Below are 20,368 nucleotides of genomic sequence, written 5' to 3'. Positions count from 1 at the left end.
CCAAAAAACCATATTATCCTGTGATATCGGCGGTGGGACCTCAAACATCGCAGTCCTCGAAAACGGGCAGACCTTATCGACCAGTTGTGTATCAGTTGGCGGGCGCTTGCTGGGGGTCAGTGCCAAGGGAAAAATCTGGCGCATTGACCCACCGGCCCAGGTCGTCATGCAGCATCTAGGATTGAACTATAAAATCGGGGATCAGATTCGCAAAACAGATATTAAGCGCATCGCCGCCGCATTTGGCAAGGTGTTATTTGAGGTCATTACCGGCCCTGCAAAATCGCGCTTGGCGCGGCAGCTGATGTTGACTGATAACCTGCAATTTCCCGGCTGTATTGATGAATATTCATTTTCCGGCGGGGTGGCAGAGTTGATGTACAGCGGCTTAAACCATTATGATGATATCGGTAAAATTCTGGCCGATCACATCAATGCCCTGACGCCCAAACTATCTGCTGCAGTTGTTGAACCGGCCAACAAAATCAGAGCCACCGTCATCGGCGCCGGTGCCTATTCATTGTCGATATCCGGCAGCTCGTGTTTTATGGATGATCAGATTGCGTTTCCATTTAGAAATGTGCCGGTCATTCGAGTGGATGTTGATCCATCCAATTTAAGTTTTGAACACGTGGTTGCACAAATAAAGGCGTCCTTCAGGCGATTTGACCGGGTTGAAGGTGAGGACGTTGTAGCGCTGTACTTTAAGGATCCGGTGCGCTCATCCTATCCTCAGCTGGAATTATTTGCCAGATCCATTGAAGCCGCCCATGAAAATTCCATAAATAAAGGCATTCCCATAATATTGATTTTCGGAACCGATATTGCCTGCGGTGTGGGAAATGTCATTCGTCGTGAAACAAATGTGAAATCCAATTTGCTTACGCTGGATGAGCTAGCGCTCAAGGAAGGCGATTGGATTGATATTGGTGAGCCCCTGGTGGGTGGTCAGGTTTTTCCGGTTACGGTCAAATCGCTGGTGTTTCATTAGTTGATATTTTGCGAGGTAATCAGCTGCTGCTGAATGCGTCGGCTGATTTCCTTGGCAGCTTGGTGGGTTTCACCGGTGAGTGTTTTCATCTTTTTTTCGTCAAGGCTGGCTTTGAACCCGACGATCCAGATAGCTGACCTCAATTGTCCCAGCCCCATCAGCGGCGATGCCACCGCCCGAACACCCAGGATATATTCTTCATCATCGATGGCGAACCCTTGTGCGCTGACCTGCTCTAACTCTTTGAAATACACGTCCGTATCGATGATCGAATTGCTTGTAAAACGCGGCAAACCTTTGGATTCAATGATTTTGCGGGCCTGCTGGTCCTTCATGGTTGCCAGAAAAACCTTGCCGACTGCGCCGGCCAGCATGGGGATGGTGGTGCCAACCGGGGCCGTAATCTTAAGGTCCTGCCTGGACTCAACAATATCCAGGATGGTGACATGGTCCCAGTTCATGATGCCCAGAAAAACAGACGTTCGGGTTTTTTCCATCAGATCTTCCATCACCGGCCTTGCCGATGTTTTGAGGTCAATCTGGGAATATGCTGAACGACCGATTTCGAGCAAAGTGAAGCCCAATTTGTATTTTTTGGACAGCGGATCCCGCATGACCGCACCCAGTTCTTCAAGGGCCGATGTCATGCCATGAACCGTGCTTTTGGCCATTTTGAGATTTTTAGCCAGCTCGCTCACTCCCAGGCCTTCTTTGGACGAAGAAACAGCGCTGAGGATGGCAAAAGCCTTTTTTACGGACGGCGCACCATACTTTTTCATAGGTCGAGAATACAACTGGATACCAGGATTGTCAACACAATTCGTTCATCTTGATGAACGCGCTTCTGGCGAAATTCAAAATCCGTTTTTCACAGTTATAAATTGCAATTCAGACTTTCATACCTGACATGCCAACAGATTTTGAAAAAAATCTTAAAAAAATATATTTTGACTTGATCGCAAAGATGCGTTGTGGTATCACGTTTATAATGCAAATGTGTTCATGATGATGAACTTTTTGACGACCTTCATTCCACAGCGATATTTCAGTTTGCGACAACCAAATAAAATCTCACAGAAGCCATCCCAGGGTAAAACGTTGCGCACCCGGGCGCATCTCGGGATGTTATCTCAAAACCATAAAGGAGAAAAGTATGGCGACCGATAAGCAAGGCCTTTCAACGGCCGAAAGTCTTCGCAAGACCCGGACCTATGGCAAGTTTAGATGCCATAACCCGAGCTGCATGGAAAGGATTCAGCCGGAAAAGGGTTGTAAAACCGCTAAATGCCCGACCTGCGGAATGGAATACCGTATCCACTGGGTCAATGCCAATTTGCCCCGCATTCGTGGCCCGGTCTGGGAGGTCAACAAGAAACTGGCTGAAGAAAAACTAAAGGAAAAGGGGGTATCCTGATATGGCGTTAAACCGAAAGATCGCATACATTGATCTCACCACCGGTGATATCGAAACCAAGCCGATTCCGCTTGAGGTGCGCAAGAAATTTTTAGGCGGCCGCGGACTCGACGCTTATCTGCTGTATAACCATACCAAAAAAGGGTGCAACCCATTGGGGCCTGCCAATACGCTGTTGATCAGCGGTGGTATATTGACCGCCACCTGCGCATCTGCAACTGCCAGAACGCATGTTATGGCCAAATCACCGTTGACCGGACTTTTGGGTAGCACCAACATGGGTGGGTTTTTCGCACCCGAACTGGCCTGGGCCGGATTTCATCATCTGGTCATCAAGGGCAAGGCCGAGCATCCGGTTTACATCTCCATTAACAACGGCGAAATCGAAATTCGCGATGCCCGCGACATCTGGGGTAAATCCGTAACCGAAACACAGTGGGCTATCCGGGAAGATTTGGGAGACGAGGAAGTTAAAAGCTGTGTTATCGGGCCGGCCGGAGAAAATCTGGTTCGGTTTGCCAATGTGATGACCGGCATCAAAAATTCCGGCGGCCGCACAGGCATGGGATGTGTCATGGGTTCCAAAAATCTGAAGGCTGTGGCCGCTCGCGGGACCATGGACATTCAGATTGCCCATCCGGTTGAAGCGCTGGAATACAATAAGCGTTTTATCGATCAAATCGTCAGCGCCAAAGTGAACCAGACCCAGGGAGTTTTAGGGACGCCTTTTATCTGGGGGGCGACAAATTGCTGGGGTGGTGTCCGGACGCGGAATTTTCAATACAATCAGTGTGAATATGCTGACGATATCGAACCTGAACACATTGATGAAATTGCTGAAGAATCAATGGGGCGCCATCATATGACTGGTTGTTTTGGCTGCCAGGTTCATTGCCGGGCTCAGTATAAGATTCCGAGCGGTCCCCTGGCCGGCAAATACGATGAAGGTCCGGAATACACATCCCTGGGCGCTTTTGGGGCCGAAACCGATACCCCCCGGGCTGAGACGGTTCTGACCGGCAACTATCTGGTCAATCAGTTTGGGATGGACAACCTTGAAACCGGCAGTCTTATTTCCTGGGCCATGGAGCTCTATGAGCTGGGTATCATCACCGATAAAGAAACTGATGGACTCGATTTGACCTGGGGAAACGACAAGGCCGTCCTCGAGATGGTTGAACGCATCTGCTACCGCAAAGGCTGGTTGGCGGATGCACTCGCCGACGGCGGCATTCCGGCTTCCAAAAAGATCGGAAAGAAATCATTCGATTATCTTGTTCAGGTGAAAGGCATGAGCAACTTGCATTCGGATGAAAGGCCCACCCCGGCGTTGGCGCTTAACGTGGCCACTGCCTCCCGGGGTTCAGACCATCTTAGAAGTCGGCCGGCTATCGATTTATATCATTTGCCCGAAAAGGTTCTAAAAAAGATATACGGCAGCCCGGTGCCTTATGACGGACAGCTGAGCTCAGAGCATACTGAATATGTCGGCAAACCCTGGCAGGTTTTCTGGCAAGAAAACTGCTTCATGGGTGTTGACTGTCTGGGTATCTGCAAATATCACACAACCTTTCTGGGACCGACACTGCCCAATTTCGAGGACTGGTCAAAAGTACTTTACTACAATACCGGACTCGAGATGACGCCCGAAGAAATCTGGGAGATCTCGCACCGCTGTAACATGCTCGAACGGCTCTTTAATTTGAGGGAAGGGCTGACGCGTAACGATCTTGAAAAAGGCGATATGTTAAACCATCGTTATTTTGATGAGCCTTGTAAGCGCGGTGCTATTGATGTGATCGGTATGACCATCGATAAGAAAAAATTCGTTAAGATGGTTGACGAATTATACAAACATCAGGGCCTCGATAAAGAGGGTAAGCCGAAAAAAGAGACTTTGAAAAAACTCGGCCTGGAAAATGAGCCATCCCATTTACTATAATTACACTTAAGGAGAATTTAAATAATGGCTAAGATGTTATATATAGATCACCAGAAGTGCACGGGCTGTCAATTGTGTGAGCTCGTGTGTGCTGTTTCGCATGATGGCATATCGAATCCTGCGCGTAGCCGAATCCGAGTGGTTAAATGGGAGGCCGAAGGTCTGTATATCCCCATGTCCTGCCAGCAGTGCGAGGATGCCCCCTGTTTGAACGTCTGCCCGGTAAAAGCGATTTCGCGCGATGGGCTATCTGAACGCGTTGCTGTTGATTATGATGTTTGCATTGGATGCCGTTCGTGTGTGAGCGCATGTCCTTTCGGTGCTATGATGTTTAACCCCACCGACAGAAAGGTATTTAAATGCGATCTTTGTGACGGCGAACCGCAGTGTGTTCGGTTTTGTGAGGAAAAAGCAGTGGATTTTGTCGATGCGGATAAAATCAACATTTCCAAACGACGCCAAGCAGCAGAGCGGGTCTCCACTGCGAGTAAAGAAGCTGCGGGTTTAGAAGGTTAACTCAAGGTGTAATATCCTCATCACTTTTTTCTAACAAATGGGGGGTCTCTGGTTTACCCGGGGACCCCTCTTTTTTGTTTCGATGAAAAATGACAATCAAGCGGTCAGTCAATAAGGCCCCAAAAAAAGTGGCCATTATTAGCAGCTATTTTAAAGGTGAAACTTACGGACTTTTAGGGCCACAGATGGCGGCCACCATTATCGAGGACCACTGCAATTGCGAATGCATCGTGATTGCCGTTAGCCGAGAAGCTGACCGCAGTGCACTGAAAAGGGCGCTGGCGGATTATTTTGGGACCCACAAACCTGTGATTGGCTTTTCCGCCCTGAGTGGCCGCGAGGATCTTTTTTCTTTGGCGGCTGAGCTGAAGGCCGAAGGCGCTATCACGATTCTGGCAGGTCCGCAGGCAAACGTTGATTTTGCAGGAGAAAAGGGCTGGCAGAAGCATCCCCATCGGTTTAAGGGATTGTGGGAATCTTTCAATTACGGTCTGCAGGGGCCGGCGGAGCAAGTTCTGCCGCTGCTTAGTAATTTGGATGCTGTTGATAGCGTGTCGATCCCGGGACTTTTGGTTGTGGACGCTGATGGCAAAGTCAGGCCAAATAGTCCAAAAGCTTGGGATCCCATGTTCATGGGTAAAGTGCGCTGGAATAATATCTACACGCCTGCAAAAGATGAGCTGGTCCCTTTAAAAATTGAAACCGGGCAGATTCTACAGCACATCGGCTGCCCCCATGCAGCCCGCTCGAAACAAGCGCATATCGATTATCCGACATCCATCCGCGCTCAGCAGGGCAAATCGATAGGACTTCGCTTAAAAGGCTGCAGCTTTTGCGATGTGGCTGTGGATAAAGGCTTTCACGGAACGCTGGGTTTTGAAACTGTGATCCGCCAAATCCGCTGTTTGCCCGAAGCCACCGATGGCAGAAAGATTGCTTTTGAGCTCATTAATGAATATCCACTGCCAACTCTCCTTGATTTACTCGAAGCTGTTCATTCGCAGGGCATTCGCTTGTCGCAGGTCAATCTCACCTTAAGAGCCGATGGACTTATTGCCGGAATTGAGCATTTAAAAGCAGTACTGGCGACAGCCATCCGCAGCGATATTTTTGTGTTATTGGGCTCGATTGGTTTTGAATCATTTGATGACCGTATTCTGCAAAATTTGAACAAAGGACTGAGTGTTGCAAAAAATCTGCAGGCCATACGATTGATGCGGGATCTTAAAGACGAATTTGGAGCGACATTTGGATATTCAAGCAGGGAAGGGGCCAACCACGGGTTTATTCATCCCACTGCATGGGATACGGAAGAAACCGCAGCTGAGATTCAGAAAACCATCCATCTATATGGTCTGCAAAACGATATTCTGCCGCCTCACAGCACGCCTTTGGTGATTCATCACGCTTCTGCGCTTGGAGACTGGATCAGGGAAATCGAAGGACTGGAAAGACTCCATTGGCAGCGACATGGCACGGTTATTGGTTGGTGGGATGAACCGCGTCCTACTTGAAAGCTGGGTCAGTCTTTGATATTGAAAATTTATTCTAATGGTTTTGTATAAATCCAACATCATAATATTGGGTCAAAAATTGAAGGAGGCATTTAATGCAAAAAAAATACGATGCGGTTATTATCGGCGCAGGCGTTATCGGGTGTTGTATTGGCTTCGAGCTGGCCAAGCGGGGATATAAAACATTAAACGTGGACAAACTCGGCGACGCTGGCATGGGTTCCACGGGGGGATCATGCGCCATCATCCGTTTCCACTACTCCACAACCGAAGGTGTGGCTTTAGCCAGGGAAGGCTATTACTACTGGCTCGACTGGCCTACCTATCTCGGGGTAAGAGATCCCGATGGCATGGTAACGTATCGCAACACCGGCGCCCTGGTCATCAAAACACCGGTAAATAAGAATCTTAGCCGGGTCAAAGCGGCCTTGGATGAATTTGGTGTGGGCTATTTGGAACTGGAGCCGGAGGAAATTGGGCGTTACCTGCCCAACGTTAATTTGGCCAGCTATTTTCCTCAAAAATGGATAGACGACCCGGAGTTCGGCAAGCCCACTGCAGACACCATTCCCGGTGCCCTCTGGATACCTGAATCCGGCTACATCTCTGATCCCAAGCTTTCAGCCCATAACGTCCAGGTGGCAACCGAGGCCATGCAGGGCGAGTTTCTTTACAATGCGCGGGTTGTTGAGATATTGCAGAAACAAGGCCGAACAGCCGGAATCAAGCTGGATGACGGCACCGAGATTGAAGCACCGGTTGTTGTCAATGTGGCTGGCCCCCACTCCTTTTTAATCAATCGAATGGCCGGTATTGAAGAATCGATGAAGATTAAAACCCGGCCGATGAAACAGGAAGTGGCCCATGTGCCTGCACCTGAAGGAATGGACTGGGAGCGCGACGGCTACATGTTGTCTGATGGCGATATAGGCTGCTACTCGCGTCCCGAGGTAGGCAACAATATATTGATCGGCAGTGAAGATCCGGATTGCGATCCACTTCTGTGGGTGGACGATCCTGACAATTACGATACCAATTTTACCGACCAATTTAAATGTATGGTCATGCGTGAAGGCATGCGTGTCAACGATCTGGCCATTCCCAACCAATATCAGGGCGTGGTTGATCTTTATGATTGCAGCGATGACTGGCTTCCCATCTACGACAAATCCGATTTGCCTGGATTCTATATGGCCATCGGCACCAGCGGCAATCAGTATAAAAACGCCCCGGTTGCAGGCGTCATGATGGCTGAACTGATTGATGCTTGCGAAAAAGGACATGATCACGATGCGGATCCTTTTCAGTTTTATATGAAATACACGCGGCGCAACATGAACGTAGGTTTTTTCAGCCGCAACCGCGAAATCAATAAGAATTCCAGTTTTTCGGTTATCGGCTAACAATCGCAATTGTTGCTTCCAATAAGTTGACGGTCTTAAATAGAAAGGAGCAGATGATGGTGATCAACAGATTCGCCGCTATTATAATCCTTATATGCATGGTCATCATTGGATGTGCCACGGGAGACTATGCAAAAATAAAAACCCAAACAGCCAGTGAATCAAAGGTTACCCAACAGCACCTGATTGACAGTTGGTCCGATTACACCATCTGGCTCAGGTCAACTGTCGTTGTCTTTGACCCCAAAAATGACAATCGCGAAATTTTGGTGGGCAGCCGCTGGGGTACGGTTAACGATCAGCAAACCTGGGACCAAATCGTCAACACCAATACCACGGCCCAAGGCACCGTCAGCCCCATGTGGGCTGATTACCACATGACGCGCTTTCGAGAGATTCGGAGCCCCGATAATCAGAAGCTTTTTGGGTACATTATCCATCAACAGCACGATCTGGTCAGCGCTAGAGTGGTCGATGAAAATACGGTGCGATTATTTTACAACCGTGCCCGGTTTGGCGGACCCTGACATCAAATGGGTATCGTATTTAATTTCGATACCGGCTTTAAACCGGCAATGATGGGTTAGATAAAATTGTTGTGATCTTAGATGATGATATCTGCATCTTTCTAATTTTTCAGATATTCTCATTAGATCTCAACATTGTATTCAGATAGCGCATGATACACCTTGTTCTTGATTTAAGTCGGATTATAGGTTAAAAAAATATTGCTGGTTTTTAAACCTACCCCATTTCACAAACAGGTTCTTGTTACTTTAAAGAAAAGGATGATTGAATGCATGGACCTGAAATCCTCTCTATGGTATTTTTTCTTTTCCTTATTTTGATGATGTATCTACTTTTCAGTATGCGTAATTTAATAAAAAACAAAACGTTAACGCCTCTTGAATATTTATGGAAGCTAAAACAGATAATAGGCAAAAGTGAATATGAGATATTTCAGATAGCGGCTGAAGAGAAAGGTTGGCCAACGTATCAGGTGGAAAGACACTTCCAAAGATATTTAGAAGATCAAACTTTACCTGTTTATGTAAAAGAGTTTCTTGCAGATGGTAAGGAATATATAAATGCATACCGATGTATGCCTGGAGATTATTTAAATAAAAAGCTGCTAATTTTTTATTCTCTCTTTACGCTGCTGATCATAGGCGGCTCCTTTATTTTAAGCCTCTATATTATCCCCAAGATTTTTCCGTCTGAAATTATGACTCGATTAATGTAGAAACCTCGGAAAATAGCTGGGGCTTTGTTTATGAAAGGAGATAATGGTGGATATAAAAAAATTAGCAGGAATATTAATCTTATTATTCATATTTATTATCGGATGTTCAACAAATACGGGAAACATTGGAAATGTAAGAAAACAGTCCGGTACTGAGGATAAAATAACGTTGGCAGAGCTAAAAGATAATTGGAATGATTATGATATCTATTACGGAAAAAGAAGCATCAGGTGGGCCGATGCAATCATGTTTGACCCCAAAAACAACGGCACCAAGCTCACTGGTGACAGTTGGATTAAAATTGAGGATCAGGAAACACTGGATGCGAAAATAAATGAGATCCAGAATCTTTACAGTTATGCAAGGGTCCATTTGATTGAAGGAGCAGATAAGCAGCTGTTCGGATATATGTACTATGCCTTCTACCTGCGGGTTCCTGTAAAAATAGTTGACGAACGAACTCTTTATGTAAGCTCACTACCAAAGTATAAATCGGCACCATGAGTTTCTAAACTGTGTTAAACCATGTGGTAACTCCAACATATATTTTATTTCAAGCGCAACAATAAAATTGTAATATTCGAATGATAAAACAACTTCAGTGGGTGGATCCAGGCGGGTGGATTCGCCTTTTTATTTTCCCAATTGTATCTTTAATTACCTCTAAAAAAACTGTGACTGGCCGGGACCAGGCGGGACTGGTGTACCTTCATTTGTTTGGATTTGGCATGATAGAGTGCCTTTGAAATACCTTTATTTGTCAAATCACCAAGCAAATGGAGAAGAAACACCGTGAGTCTAATAAAATGCTTTTGCGCTTCTTTGCTTGCAATTCTTTTTTGGGTTCCTGCCGCGTCTGCTGGTGAATTTTATGTCAGAGAAGGATTTTGGGGAGGATTTGATGCTGGTGCCGGGTATCTTAGCCAGTCATTTGACAATGAAAACGAAGAAGATGTTTATTTCTTTATGGGATTCAAAGGCGGCTATACCATTAATCCGCAATGGTTGGTTGGACTCGAATTAAGTGGCTGGCTTCTTGAAGCCAGCGACCCGACCGACGCAAACAAAGGTAAGGGTATCATGCAGGCTTTTTTGATTACCCGGTGGTATCCTATCGAAGAATCAAATCTTTTCGCAAAGGCAGGCGGCGGATACGTCAGTAATTGGAGCAATCGATCGGACGAGCCAAGCAGAAAAAACGGCTGGGGTTTTACGCTGGGTGGCGGTTATGATGTCATGCTTAATGACGTTTTTCCAGACCTGGATATGGCTATCAGCCCGTTTGCCAACTTCAGCTATGGCGAAACCGGAAATTGGGATTATCGAGCCATAACAGTCGGGATTGGCTTTACCTTTCCATAACATTCAAAAGATAGGCCGCCTGTATTATCATTTTAAGGAGATGCATTTTTGCAGCAATACGACTGTTAAATAACAGGCGGCCGTCTGATTATTTTTTTTGCGCGAGTAAAATCCGCGCATTTTTTTTACGGGGTTTTTCGATCTGCTTGTCATTACCCCAGCGCTTGAACAGGTCGTGCTCGATTCCCATATAATCAAATACTTTGCCGATGGTTTGGTCAATGATATCTTCAAGCGTTTTGGGTTGGTGGTAAAATGACGGCACCGGTGGCAGCAAATGAGCGCCCATTTCAGCTGCCTGGGTCATCAGGCGCAGGTGTCCGACATGCAGCGGGGTTTCTCTGATTACCAACACCAGTTTGCGCTTTTCTTTCAAGGTGACATCCGCTGCCCGGACCAGCAGGTTTTCATTATAGGAATTGGCGATGCCGGAGAGCGATTTAATGGTGCAGGGTACGACCACCATGCCCTGGGTTAAAAACGAGCCGCTTGACAATGATGCGGCCATATCCTTGTGGTCGTAGACATAATCCGCCATAGCTTCAACCGCATCGGGGTGGTAGTCGGTCTCGATTTCAATGTTCAAGCGGCCGGACTTGGAGATAACCAAATGGGTTTCAAAATCCGTTTCTCTGAGCAACTCTAAAATGCGAACGCCATAAGTCACGCCGCTGGCACCGGATATGCCGATAACAATTCGTTTAGTCATGAATCTGTCCCTTATTATAGTTATTTTACCGCAGAGACGCAGAGATCGCAGAGTTATTTATTTTTAGCTTTTCGCTGAGAGGGCGAAAAGCTAAAATTCTCAAGCCCTCCGGGCATTGATAATTTCCTCTAAAAGAATCTGACAGTATTAATATAGCACTTTATGCAGCTTTGCTGCTGAGTGGTTTTCATTTACCGTCCTCTCAGCGGTAAATGAAAAAAATCTAATCTCTGCGTACTCAGCGTCTCGAGCGAAGCGGGCGGTTAAATCGATGCATAATAAATCTTAAAATATATAATATACACTACTTTTTCAATGACGAGAATTCTGTCATGCAACGCTTCATGATTTTGTCCACCAGAATTTCACTGTGCCGGATAATCTGCTCGATGGCTTCCGGAGACAAATTGTCCCAGTGAATCCCGGCGGTAACCACCACCTGGGTTTCCAGGGTGGCAGCCAAAATCTCGGCCGTGGCTTTAGCCAGCTCGTCTTCCTTATGACCCACCAGGCAAATAACCGATGCGCTGGAACTGGTCAACTCAGGATCTCTGAGGCTCGGGCGGGGTTGAGCAACCGCCACAGCGCCAATATGGGGTTTTTCGCCACCCCAGATTGCCACCAGTACATCAGCACCGATATATCTAACGCTGGCGGATAGATTATAGGCATCTTCCTCGGTATGGACCGTAAATTCCGAGTTTGACATTTAAAAAATCTCCAATGCGGCCTTCACAATCGCCTGCGCAAAGGCCTCATCTTCCATATTGGCCGGAATTTCAACAACACTGACATCGGAATTCAACTGTTCACGAAGTGTGTCGACGAACACCTGATCTTCCTGAGGGTCGTAAGTTGGGTTTTCAGGGCTGTCCACTGAGGACCACCCTTTTTGCGGTACGACAACGCATACCGGCCCGTTGGCTTGATTGAGTTTGGTTGCGAAAGCCCCGGCCACTTCTTTAAGCTCCTCGCTTGATAGACGAATCCAGGTTCTGAATTTGTCCAGGTCGTACTTGCGGCGTTCGTGATAATCCGGTTTGTATTTAGATTTGGCCGGTGTCATGTGATTCACGCTGCAGGTTGAAACGATTTGAGGAATACCTGCCTTGCCGGCGGTTTCCAGTCGCTGGGGACCGGCATCGCGCATAAATCCGTAAAGATGCTCACCAACACCACCGGGGGCCAGATCAACAACACCCTGAAAGAATCCGTTGGCAATCATATCTTCCATGGCCCGGTCGCCAATACCTGCGGCTGAAAAACCGATAACTTGAAAGCCTTTGGTCTCAAGACTGGCGCGCACGGCACTGGCACATTTTTCACAGGGGCCCAGCATGGTTAGGGCTATGGCTTTGCCTTTGCCGGTCTTGGCGGATGTGATCCCGCCTAGCACCATCCCGGCCAGCGCTTCGGCGGCGCGGTCCATGACATTTTTGAGCAAATCACTGACCCCGGAAATTTCGATCACCGAATGGAACAGGGCAATATCACCGGTGCCAATATAGCGGGTGGCAAGCCCCGGCAAAGCCGCCGTCGAAGAAATCATGACTTTGGGTATACCAAAGGGCAAAGAGCGCATCACCTCGGTGGCCATCAGCGTCCCGGTGGAGCCGCCGATGGCAATCACACCGTCCAGATTATTTTCAGCGAGCAGATCTGCGGCAATGCTTGAAGCGCCCGCCATTGTCAAATTGGTGATCTGGGCACGGTCGCGAGAGTTGCGGATTTCTTCAAAACTGCTGCCGCCGGCGGCGGCAACGCGCTCGGGTGGAATGTCTGCTTTTGACGGTTTGTCACCGCGCATGGAAATATCCATCAAAAGCGTGTTAAGACCCAGCGCTTTTAATTTGTCTACCAAATAATCGGTTTCCAACCCCTTGGTGTCCAAGGTCGAAACAATCAATACGGTCTTTTGCATGTTTTTTAAGGTATGGCTCACGCAAAACCGCTTAGTACGAAAAGTTTTCTTTAAAATCTTCTTTGCGACTTTGCGGCTTTGCGTGAGGCTAATTCAGATTATCCACTCTCTTGCTGAACCTTTTCCGCTATCATCTTTTTCAAGGTCTCTTTATTGACCTTGCCGGAGTCACCGACCGCTGGAAATTCGGGAACCACTTCCAGGCGCTCCGGCAGCTTATACATGGCCAGCTGTTTTCCTTTCAAAAATTCCACCATTTCTTCGAAGGAGAAATCCTGGCCGGCTTTGGGTATCACATAGGCACAGGTTCGTTCACCCATTTCGCGGTCCGGGTAGCCGACAACAGCAACCGATGCGACCTTGGAATGGTCGTTGAGCAGTCCCTCAATTTCGGCCGGATAAATATTTTGACCGCCGCGGATGATCATATCCTTGGCGCGGCCCAGTATCCACAAGCACTCCTGATCGAATTTGACGATGTCGCCGGTGGTTGTCCAGCCATTGGGATCAAATACGGTGGAGGTCAGCTCCTCGTCGCGGAAATAGCCGGCTGGTGCATGGGGTCCCCTGAAATATAGGATGCCGGGCTCACCTTCCGGTACCGCGTTGCCGTCTTCATCCTTAAGGATCACTTTGTTGCCGGGCAGCATGCGGCCGACGGTACGGCGGCGTAAATCCTTGCTGTCTTCAACCCGGCAGCCTGAGACAGAGCCCATGTCCTGAGTGCCCAGGTCACTGGTGATAACCGCGCCAAAAGCCTCTTCGGCTTCCTCAGCAATCTGAGGCGAAAGATAGCCGCCGGCTGAACGAATAAAGCGCAGGGAACTCAGATCATATTTGGACGTGTCACACTCGAGCATCCGCACCAGATGGGTGGGGACCACACCGATGGCCGTGGCCTTTTCCTTTTCTATCAAGGCCAGGGCATCCTCGGGAACAAACTCTTCGAGCATGACCGTTTTGGCGCCGGCCAATGGGGCAGCAAAATAGGTCAGCGTCCCGGCGGCACCGCCGGCATGTGGTGCAATCGCCATGGTAATATCGTTATGGTTTAAACCCCAGATGCCCACGCGCCCTTTGGATGTGCAAACTCGCGGTGCGGTGGGCCATTCCACCAGCTTCGGCAGTCCGGTTGTGCCGGATGTAGTGGTCAGTAGGGCAATATTCCAGAGCGGATCTAAGCGTCTTTCATTGAGCGCTTTTTCATCGATGGGCTTTTCAGCAGCTTCCTGGGCCAACTGGGTCAGCGAATAGGTGTTTTGCGGAGCCGAATCCGGTACCGTATCGTCAAATAGAAAAATGTTTTTCAGATGCGGAAAACGCTGCTGCAGCTCTTTATACATTTCCAGATAGTCAAACTTGCGGTATTCGTGAGGAATGACCACGGCTGTAGCTTCGGTTCTTTCGACCATGTATTCCAATTCCCGTTGGCGCAGATACGGATAGACGGTCAGAGAAATGAGACCGGCTCTTTCGGCGGCGATTCTGGCCAGAAAACCATATACACTGTTGGGTGATTGAATAATGATACGCGAATATTGGGGGATGCCCATCTGAACCCAGGTGGCGGCGATGCCGTCCACCAGGCGTTTGGCTTCCGCCCAGGTAACACGATATTTGGAATCCACTAAGGCTTCCTGATCGCCATACTCGCGTGCATTTCTATCCCAGAAATCATAAAAAAGTTCCTGGGTCCAGTAACCTTCGTTTAAAAATTCATCCACCATCTCTTTTTGATAACGGATCGGTTTCACAACTTTCCTCCCTTTAAATGTTAAGTCTGTATGCAGTGATTCTAATCTTCTTTTTTGGATGTGGAGCGCTTGGCTTTTAAACCGGCTTTAAAGGTTTCCCAGAATTGCCGGTCGGTGTCTTTCCAGGCCGCGCCCCAGCGCCGTTCAAAATACGAAGCTGGCAGCCGCTCATGCCAGGAAGCCCAAGGATCACGGCCTTCTTTTTTGGCAGTTAAAACATCGTTCAAATAGTCTGAGATGTTGGCCAGCTCTTCTTTGGGCAGATAAGAAACTGCTCCCTCTTTGATAGATTTGACCAGATTGTCGGGGCTCCAGGCATGGGCGGTCAACATGACTGCCGGGATGTTTTTGTGCGTCGCCATTTCGAGCAGACCGTAGCCGTCAACTCCCATAATATCCAGAATGACCATATCAAACTGCTGGGATGCCAACAGTTCCTTGGCCTTTTCAAATGAAGCCGCGGTTACCAGTTCGCACATCGGCAGCAAATCGACCAGGGTATCCAGAATATCCTGCTCGTCGTCGACCGCCAATACCCGTTTGCCATCCAGCAAATTTTTATCTGCCATCTCAGTCATTCCTTTTATTGGTGCCTTGCCGTTTTATAGCTTCTATTTTTGATGGTTTTAGTTTTTGTGAAGATGTTTTAAAAAATAGCAGATCATGCCCAAGGGCAAGGCGCAAGCCGATTCAAAAGTGGAGTATACACGTTAGTATTCGAGCATTTTGAATCGGTTTGTAACACAGCCCTTGGGCATTAGATGCCTTTTTTAAACATCTTCTACAGGCCGAGTTCTGACCAGCGCCCCTTAACCTTCTCTACCATTTCCGGATCGAGCTCAATCGGAATGGGTTTTTTCTTCCAATCATAGGGAATTGTGGCATCGAGCAGGAGCCGGCCGGTAATTTCCCTGGCCTCGATCGGCAATGACGGATCCAGAGGTGTTGATCTACCACGCTTGATGACCTGTGAACGGTTGGGCTGGAATCGGAAACTCAGTGCATACATGACACGCGGTATATCCCAGGGATCGATATCTTCATCGACCACGATAACCGTTTTGAGGCCGTAGGCGCCCATCTCGGTAGAAATAGCGGCGGTCAGAACCTGATCGGCATGTCCGGGATACATCTGCTTCATGGATATGATGGCCAGAAATCGTCCCGAGCCTTCCGGTGGGCAGTAAACCCCTTTCAAACCCGGTATTTTCATATCCAGCAACTGCTGCCACAGGGTTGCGCCGTATGAGAGGGCCATGGTCATATGGGTATCGGTAACAGCACGGCCTACGGTGGTCCCCCACAAAATGGGATTGTTGCGGTGGGTGACGCATTTGACATCGATAAAATTACGCGGGTCGGTGCCGACACCGGAATAATAACCGGTGTACTCGCCAAATGGACCTTCTTCCATGAACTGGTCGGCATCCACTTCACCTTCGATCACGATTTCGGCATGCGCCGGTATCGGCAGATCGACAGTCTCGCCCTGTACGACTTCGAGGGCTTCACCTCGCAGTGCCCCGTAAACGTCGTATTCGGATACAAATGCAGACACCCGCGCCGCTCCCAGGATAAACAGCAAGGGATCACACCCGATAACGGAAGCGACGGGCATGGGTTTGCCCATGGCCTGGTATTTTTTGAGCATGATGTCGGCGTGTTTGCCTTTGATAAACTGGGTGCCGATTTTGTCCTTTGCCAGTAGTTGGCTGCGGTAGGTTCCCAGATTGACCCATCCGGTTTCCGGGTCTTTGCTGATGATATAGTGAGCGGTACCGATATAACGCCCGCCGTCCAGCGGATACCATTGCGGAACCGGAAATTTAAAAAGGTCGATCTGCTCGCCAGTTAAAATGTTTTCCTTACACGGCGCGCCTGCTCCATCTATTTCTTTCGGTGGTGTCAGGTTCTCACCCAGCTTGGCCCACTCTTCATAAAGATCCACCAGTGAAGAATCCAGCGGCAGATCCATAATCAAAGCCAGCCGCTCGACTGTGGTGCAGACACTGGTAATAACCGGCGTATCATAGTCTTTGACGTTTTCAAAAAGAAGCGCCGGACCGCTTGCTTCTTCGTTAAGCTTGGCGATATGCGACAGCTCCAGGTTCCAGTCGACTTCGGCTGTGATCCGTTTACACAAACCGGTTTCTTCGCCTTTGGCAACAAAATCTCTCATGTCTCTCATAAAGCATTTCCTCCTTTTCTAAAGTTTGATTAAAATAATCATTGAAGTGTTAGCAAATGATGTGGATTTCTATTTTCAATCTCTGATGTCCTGGCAAGTCCTAACCGGTCGAGATGTATACGCTGTATAAAATTTGCCCTTTTTCATTCAATGAACGACATTTTTGTTTTACTCAGAAAAAACTGGTGGTTTGGATAAAACGACTTTGCTAAGGAATTTTAATGCGTTTCATAGCCTGTTCCTTGAGCAATTGCAGACCGGTCTTGCCGCCGATAACCGATTCTGTTTTGCGCTGGCTCCAGACCGTTTCCGGGCGGGCCTGGACAATAAACATGTTATCAGGAAAGCTGGTGTCCTTATCAATCGCCCATTCGATGTCCATGGGCCGCCCATAATGGTCTTCGATATTTTTTGCGGCATGGACAAGCGCCTTTATTTCATCGTCTTCCAGACAACAGGTGCATTGCACTTCCTCAGCGACATCCGCGTCGACGACTTTGCCCTGCTCCAGATCATAGACACATTCAATATGCTTAGTGGATATGGTTCGCTCATTGATTTCGAGCATGACTTTATCGACCACGAATTTATCCGGATTGACCGAGCCGGATACCACGGTTTCCCCCAGCCCCCAGCTGCCCTCGATGACGACTTTGGATATATCGCCATCGGTGGGGTTTATGGTAAACATCACGCCGGCGGCTTTGGAGTTGACCATCTTTTGCACACCGACACTGATGAGCACTTTTTCATGGGGGAAGTCGTTTTTAATCCGGTAGGCAATGGCCCGCGGGGTATACAAACTGGCCCAGCAATTTTGCACATGGGTAATCACCTGTTTTGCCCCCTGGATCCAGAGATAGGTGTCCTGCTGACCGGCAAAACTGGCAGTGGGCAAATCTTCAGCGGTGGCACTTGAACGCACAGCCACCGGAATGGTATCAACAGCGCACTTGCTGCACAGTTGTGTATATGCTTCCTTAATTGCTTCGGCCACCGCTTTGGGCATGGCTGTCTGTTTGATTAATTCCTGAACCTGGGCACTGGCCTTGTTGAGCGCGTCAACGTCTTCGGGATCCAAATCGGAAACGATCTCAATGATTTTATCCTTTATGCCGGCATCGGTTATAAACTGTAAATAGCTATCGGTGGTCACGGCAAATCCTGGCGGTACCCGGATATCGGCTTTGATCATTTCCCCCAGGCTTGCATTTTTGCCGCCGACAATGGGGAGTGAATTTTTATCCAGTCTTTCAAAATCCAGGATATAATCCATTTTTGTATTCCTTCGACGTGCATCCTTTTGAATCCCCCGCCCTGGAAGGGAGGGGGATTCAGACAGAATGTGCTTGGGTAGAAAGCGAAAGGTGTTAACTGCTTCACCTCATGTTGTTACTCGCTTGCCTTTCGCTGCTCGTTTAGCCGGCTCTTTTAACGATCTCCACCACTCCGCTGTCACCATCCACTTTGATAATATCGCCGGTCTTAATGATCTGGGTCGATACGCCTGTGCCGGTCACCGACGGGACGCCGTATTCGCGGCAAACAATGGCCGCATGGCTGGTCAGCCCACCGATATCGGTCACAGCGGCTTTGATTTTGGTGAATACCGGTGCCCAGGATGGGTTGGTTGACGGACAGACCAGCACTTCACCTGCCTGCAAATCCGTAATGTCTTTGAGTAGCTTAAGCACGCGGGCCGGGCCTTCGACAATACCGGCCGAGGAGGCGAAGCCCTTGATCTCGGAGACATCTTCGCCTGCGGTTGCGTCAACACCCTTGAGCCATTCCTTGACTTTGTCGGTGGTGATACCCCACAACATTATGGTGAAGGGTTCGGCCACTTCTTCGGGTGGAACGCCCAATGCCGGGGTTGGGTTCCATTTAGCGGCAGCTTCAAGGATTTTTCGACGCTTTTCGGCCTTGGACTTATAATAATTTGCACGCATGGGGATATCGACACCCAGCGCCCAGCCGGTGGACACCTCGGTCAGCAGTTCCGGAATTTCATAGCGGTTAAACATGAATATGTCATCGACTTCATTCAGCATGCCGCAGTTGACCAACAGCTTTCCAAAACCTCTGATCTTGTCAAACCAGATGGTGTGAAACCAGTGTTCGACCCAGAACAGATGGTCTTCGGCATAGCGGTAAATGGTTCGAATCGTGTTGTAGGCATCATCAAAGGCCTTGCGGTCTTCATCGGTCTTGATGAGTTTGCGATATTCGGCCACGATTTCATCTCTTTGCTTTTCGATCTCGTCCAAAGAGCGCTCGATGGTTTCGCCTTTTTCGAGCCGTTGGACATAATCCTTCATGTAGCTATAGGGAATGTCCGGATCGGTCAGCCAACTGCCCTCGTAATGGAACCAGCCGCTGCCGCAGGATACATAGAACCAGGGATCTCTGGATTTTTCATATTCGACCAGCCACTTTTTACCATCCTCGGATTGCTGCAGTTCGGCAATTTTGTCATCCACCGATTTGTCGCTCTTGAGAATGGCGGAAACATCTTTGGCGGAATTGGCCAGTTTGGAGAGGCGGACCAACTCCTCTTCCGGTCTAAACATGGATACATAAGCGCCGGCGACCATCTTGCCGATGGCGCTTTCACTGATTCCGGGGAAAAGTTTACGGGAAACATCGGCAAACATGAGGTAAGCCAGATAGGTCAGATTCAGCATTTCAAAATGATACTGCCAGCCCTTGAACATCTGGTTGACGAGCGTGTCAAAGGATTCAATCAAATAATAGCTATCGTACACGCCGGTGGGCGCCGGTAGAACTTCTTCATCGGGAACAAATTTGGGCAATTCGTCGGGGACCTTAACCGCCGCCATCTCTTCACCGAGGGCTTTGAATTTGGTCAGCCATTTGTCCCACAGTTCGTTATAATGTTCGAATACATAAAAAACGCGTTTTTCAAAATGCCCGGCTTTTTCACCGATGATTTCCTCCGGGGGCGGCGCGATGGCGCAGATGTACATGTAACACCCCATCATTCGCTGGGCGATTCCTTGTGCCGGAGGGATACAAAATACGCGGGTGGTGTACTGTGATAGGGCGATCTGCCAGGCTTCCTGAAAAATTAGGTCCAGTGGCGGCACCGGTTCTGGAGCATGAATTTTATCCTGATACCAGAATTGCGCTTTTTCCCATTCCGCTCTGTCATCGGAAAAAAGGTGATGCGTCGGATACATTTCTTCCCAACCTTCAAGTTCAGAAGGGACCTCAAACTCGTGAGGGTCCGGGAATCTACCAGGTTGTTCGGCCATTTTCTTCCTCCTTTTCATGGTGGGGTTAAACGCTATTTGGTGAGCTTACACAATATTTCGAAATAATTTTAAAGGCTTTCGGTCGGAGGAACTGTACTTGGATGTGTTGCTGTACCAGTTGAGGCGTGAGCACAG

At 48.5% G+C, this 20,368-nt stretch carries 19 protein-coding genes; 10 read left to right on the top strand and 9 right to left on the bottom strand.

Annotation, left to right across the window (positions count from 1 at the left end; all coding sequences use genetic code 11):
• The coding region (locus QNJ26_10545) for an ethanolamine ammonia-lyase reactivating factor EutA (protein ID MDJ0985975.1) at positions 1-991 on the top strand (991 nt) is incomplete at its 5' end.
• On the opposite strand, the gene QNJ26_10540 is transcribed toward QNJ26_10545, so the two are convergent.
• Positions 988-1,770, bottom strand: a complete 783-nt coding sequence (locus tag QNJ26_10540) for an IclR family transcriptional regulator (protein ID MDJ0985974.1) — start codon at positions 1,768-1,770, stop codon at positions 988-990. The genes QNJ26_10545 and QNJ26_10540 overlap by 4 nt on opposite strands.
• Positions 1,771-2,144: 374 nt before the next feature.
• Here QNJ26_10540 and QNJ26_10535 point away from each other — a divergent pair, with 374 nt between their 5' ends.
• The 9 genes from QNJ26_10535 to QNJ26_10495 all read left to right on the top strand — a co-directional run bounded on the left by QNJ26_10535 (position 2,145) and on the right by QNJ26_10495 (position 10,386).
• A complete protein-coding gene (locus tag QNJ26_10535; GenBank protein ID MDJ0985973.1) occupies positions 2,145-2,405 on the top strand; it encodes a hypothetical protein in 261 nt (86 codons plus the stop codon).
• Position 2,406: 1 nt separating this feature from the next.
• Positions 2,407-4,347, top strand: coding sequence for an aldehyde ferredoxin oxidoreductase family protein (locus QNJ26_10530; GenBank protein MDJ0985972.1), 1,941 nt, complete (start codon positions 2,407-2,409; stop codon positions 4,345-4,347).
• A gap of 24 nt (positions 4,348-4,371) precedes the next feature.
• Positions 4,372-4,863 (top strand): 4Fe-4S dicluster domain-containing protein, encoded by a 492-nt coding sequence (locus tag QNJ26_10525; protein MDJ0985971.1) that lies wholly within the window; start codon positions 4,372-4,374, stop codon positions 4,861-4,863.
• Between the two features lie 89 nt (positions 4,864-4,952).
• A complete protein-coding gene (locus QNJ26_10520) occupies positions 4,953-6,377 on the top strand; it encodes a hypothetical protein (GenBank protein MDJ0985970.1) in 1,425 nt (474 codons plus the stop codon).
• Between the two features lie 95 nt (positions 6,378-6,472).
• A complete protein-coding gene (locus QNJ26_10515; GenBank protein MDJ0985969.1) occupies positions 6,473-7,780 on the top strand; it encodes an FAD-dependent oxidoreductase in 1,308 nt (435 codons plus the stop codon).
• Positions 7,781-7,836: 56 nt separating this feature from the next.
• Complete coding sequence (locus QNJ26_10510; protein MDJ0985968.1) at positions 7,837-8,307, top strand: hypothetical protein; 471 nt, start codon at positions 7,837-7,839, stop codon at positions 8,305-8,307.
• A 269-nt stretch (positions 8,308-8,576) separates the two neighbouring features.
• A complete protein-coding gene (locus QNJ26_10505; protein ID MDJ0985967.1) occupies positions 8,577-9,023 on the top strand; it encodes a hypothetical protein in 447 nt (148 codons plus the stop codon).
• 46 nt (positions 9,024-9,069) lie between these two features.
• Positions 9,070-9,528: a hypothetical protein gene (locus QNJ26_10500; GenBank protein ID MDJ0985966.1), complete on the top strand. Its 459-nt coding sequence runs from the start codon at positions 9,070-9,072 to the stop codon at positions 9,526-9,528.
• A 318-nt stretch (positions 9,529-9,846) separates the two neighbouring features.
• Positions 9,847-10,386: an outer membrane beta-barrel protein gene (locus QNJ26_10495; GenBank protein ID MDJ0985965.1), complete on the top strand. Its 540-nt coding sequence runs from the start codon at positions 9,847-9,849 to the stop codon at positions 10,384-10,386.
• Positions 10,387-10,474: 88 nt separating this feature from the next.
• Here the strand turns inward: QNJ26_10495 and QNJ26_10490 are convergent, their stop codons facing one another.
• From QNJ26_10490 to QNJ26_10455, 8 genes are all read right to left on the bottom strand, one after another.
• Positions 10,475-11,095: a UbiX family flavin prenyltransferase gene (locus QNJ26_10490; GenBank protein MDJ0985964.1), complete on the bottom strand. Its 621-nt coding sequence runs from the start codon at positions 11,093-11,095 to the stop codon at positions 10,475-10,477.
• Positions 11,096-11,399: 304 nt separating this feature from the next.
• On the bottom strand, positions 11,400-11,804 hold the full coding sequence (locus QNJ26_10485) for a hypothetical protein (GenBank protein MDJ0985963.1): 405 nt from the start codon (positions 11,802-11,804) through the stop codon (positions 11,400-11,402).
• Positions 11,805-13,037, bottom strand: a complete 1,233-nt coding sequence (locus QNJ26_10480) for a Tm-1-like ATP-binding domain-containing protein (protein MDJ0985962.1) — start codon at positions 13,035-13,037, stop codon at positions 11,805-11,807.
• Between the two features lie 77 nt (positions 13,038-13,114).
• Positions 13,115-14,770, bottom strand: a complete 1,656-nt coding sequence (locus QNJ26_10475; GenBank protein MDJ0985961.1) for an AMP-binding protein — start codon at positions 14,768-14,770, stop codon at positions 13,115-13,117.
• A 41-nt stretch (positions 14,771-14,811) separates the two neighbouring features.
• Positions 14,812-15,339 (bottom strand): response regulator, encoded by a 528-nt coding sequence (locus QNJ26_10470; protein MDJ0985960.1) that lies wholly within the window; start codon positions 15,337-15,339, stop codon positions 14,812-14,814.
• A gap of 212 nt (positions 15,340-15,551) precedes the next feature.
• Positions 15,552-16,958, bottom strand: coding sequence for a phenylphosphate carboxylase subunit beta (gene ppcB / locus QNJ26_10465; protein ID MDJ0985959.1), 1,407 nt, complete (start codon positions 16,956-16,958; stop codon positions 15,552-15,554).
• A gap of 208 nt (positions 16,959-17,166) precedes the next feature.
• Positions 17,167-18,234: a PEP/pyruvate-binding domain-containing protein gene (locus QNJ26_10460; protein ID MDJ0985958.1), complete on the bottom strand. Its 1,068-nt coding sequence runs from the start codon at positions 18,232-18,234 to the stop codon at positions 17,167-17,169.
• Between the two features lie 142 nt (positions 18,235-18,376).
• Positions 18,377-20,233 (bottom strand): PEP-utilizing enzyme, encoded by a 1,857-nt coding sequence (locus QNJ26_10455; GenBank protein ID MDJ0985957.1) that lies wholly within the window; start codon positions 20,231-20,233, stop codon positions 18,377-18,379.
• Between the last annotated feature and the right edge of the window lie 135 nt (positions 20,234-20,368).

Source organism: Desulfobacterales bacterium (genome assembly GCA_030066985.1).
Lineage (GTDB): Bacteria > Desulfobacterota > Desulfobacteria > Desulfobacterales > JAHEIW01 > JAHEIW01.
Note: the sequence above shows the minus strand (reverse complement) of the source record. Positions and strands in the feature narration are given on the sequence as shown.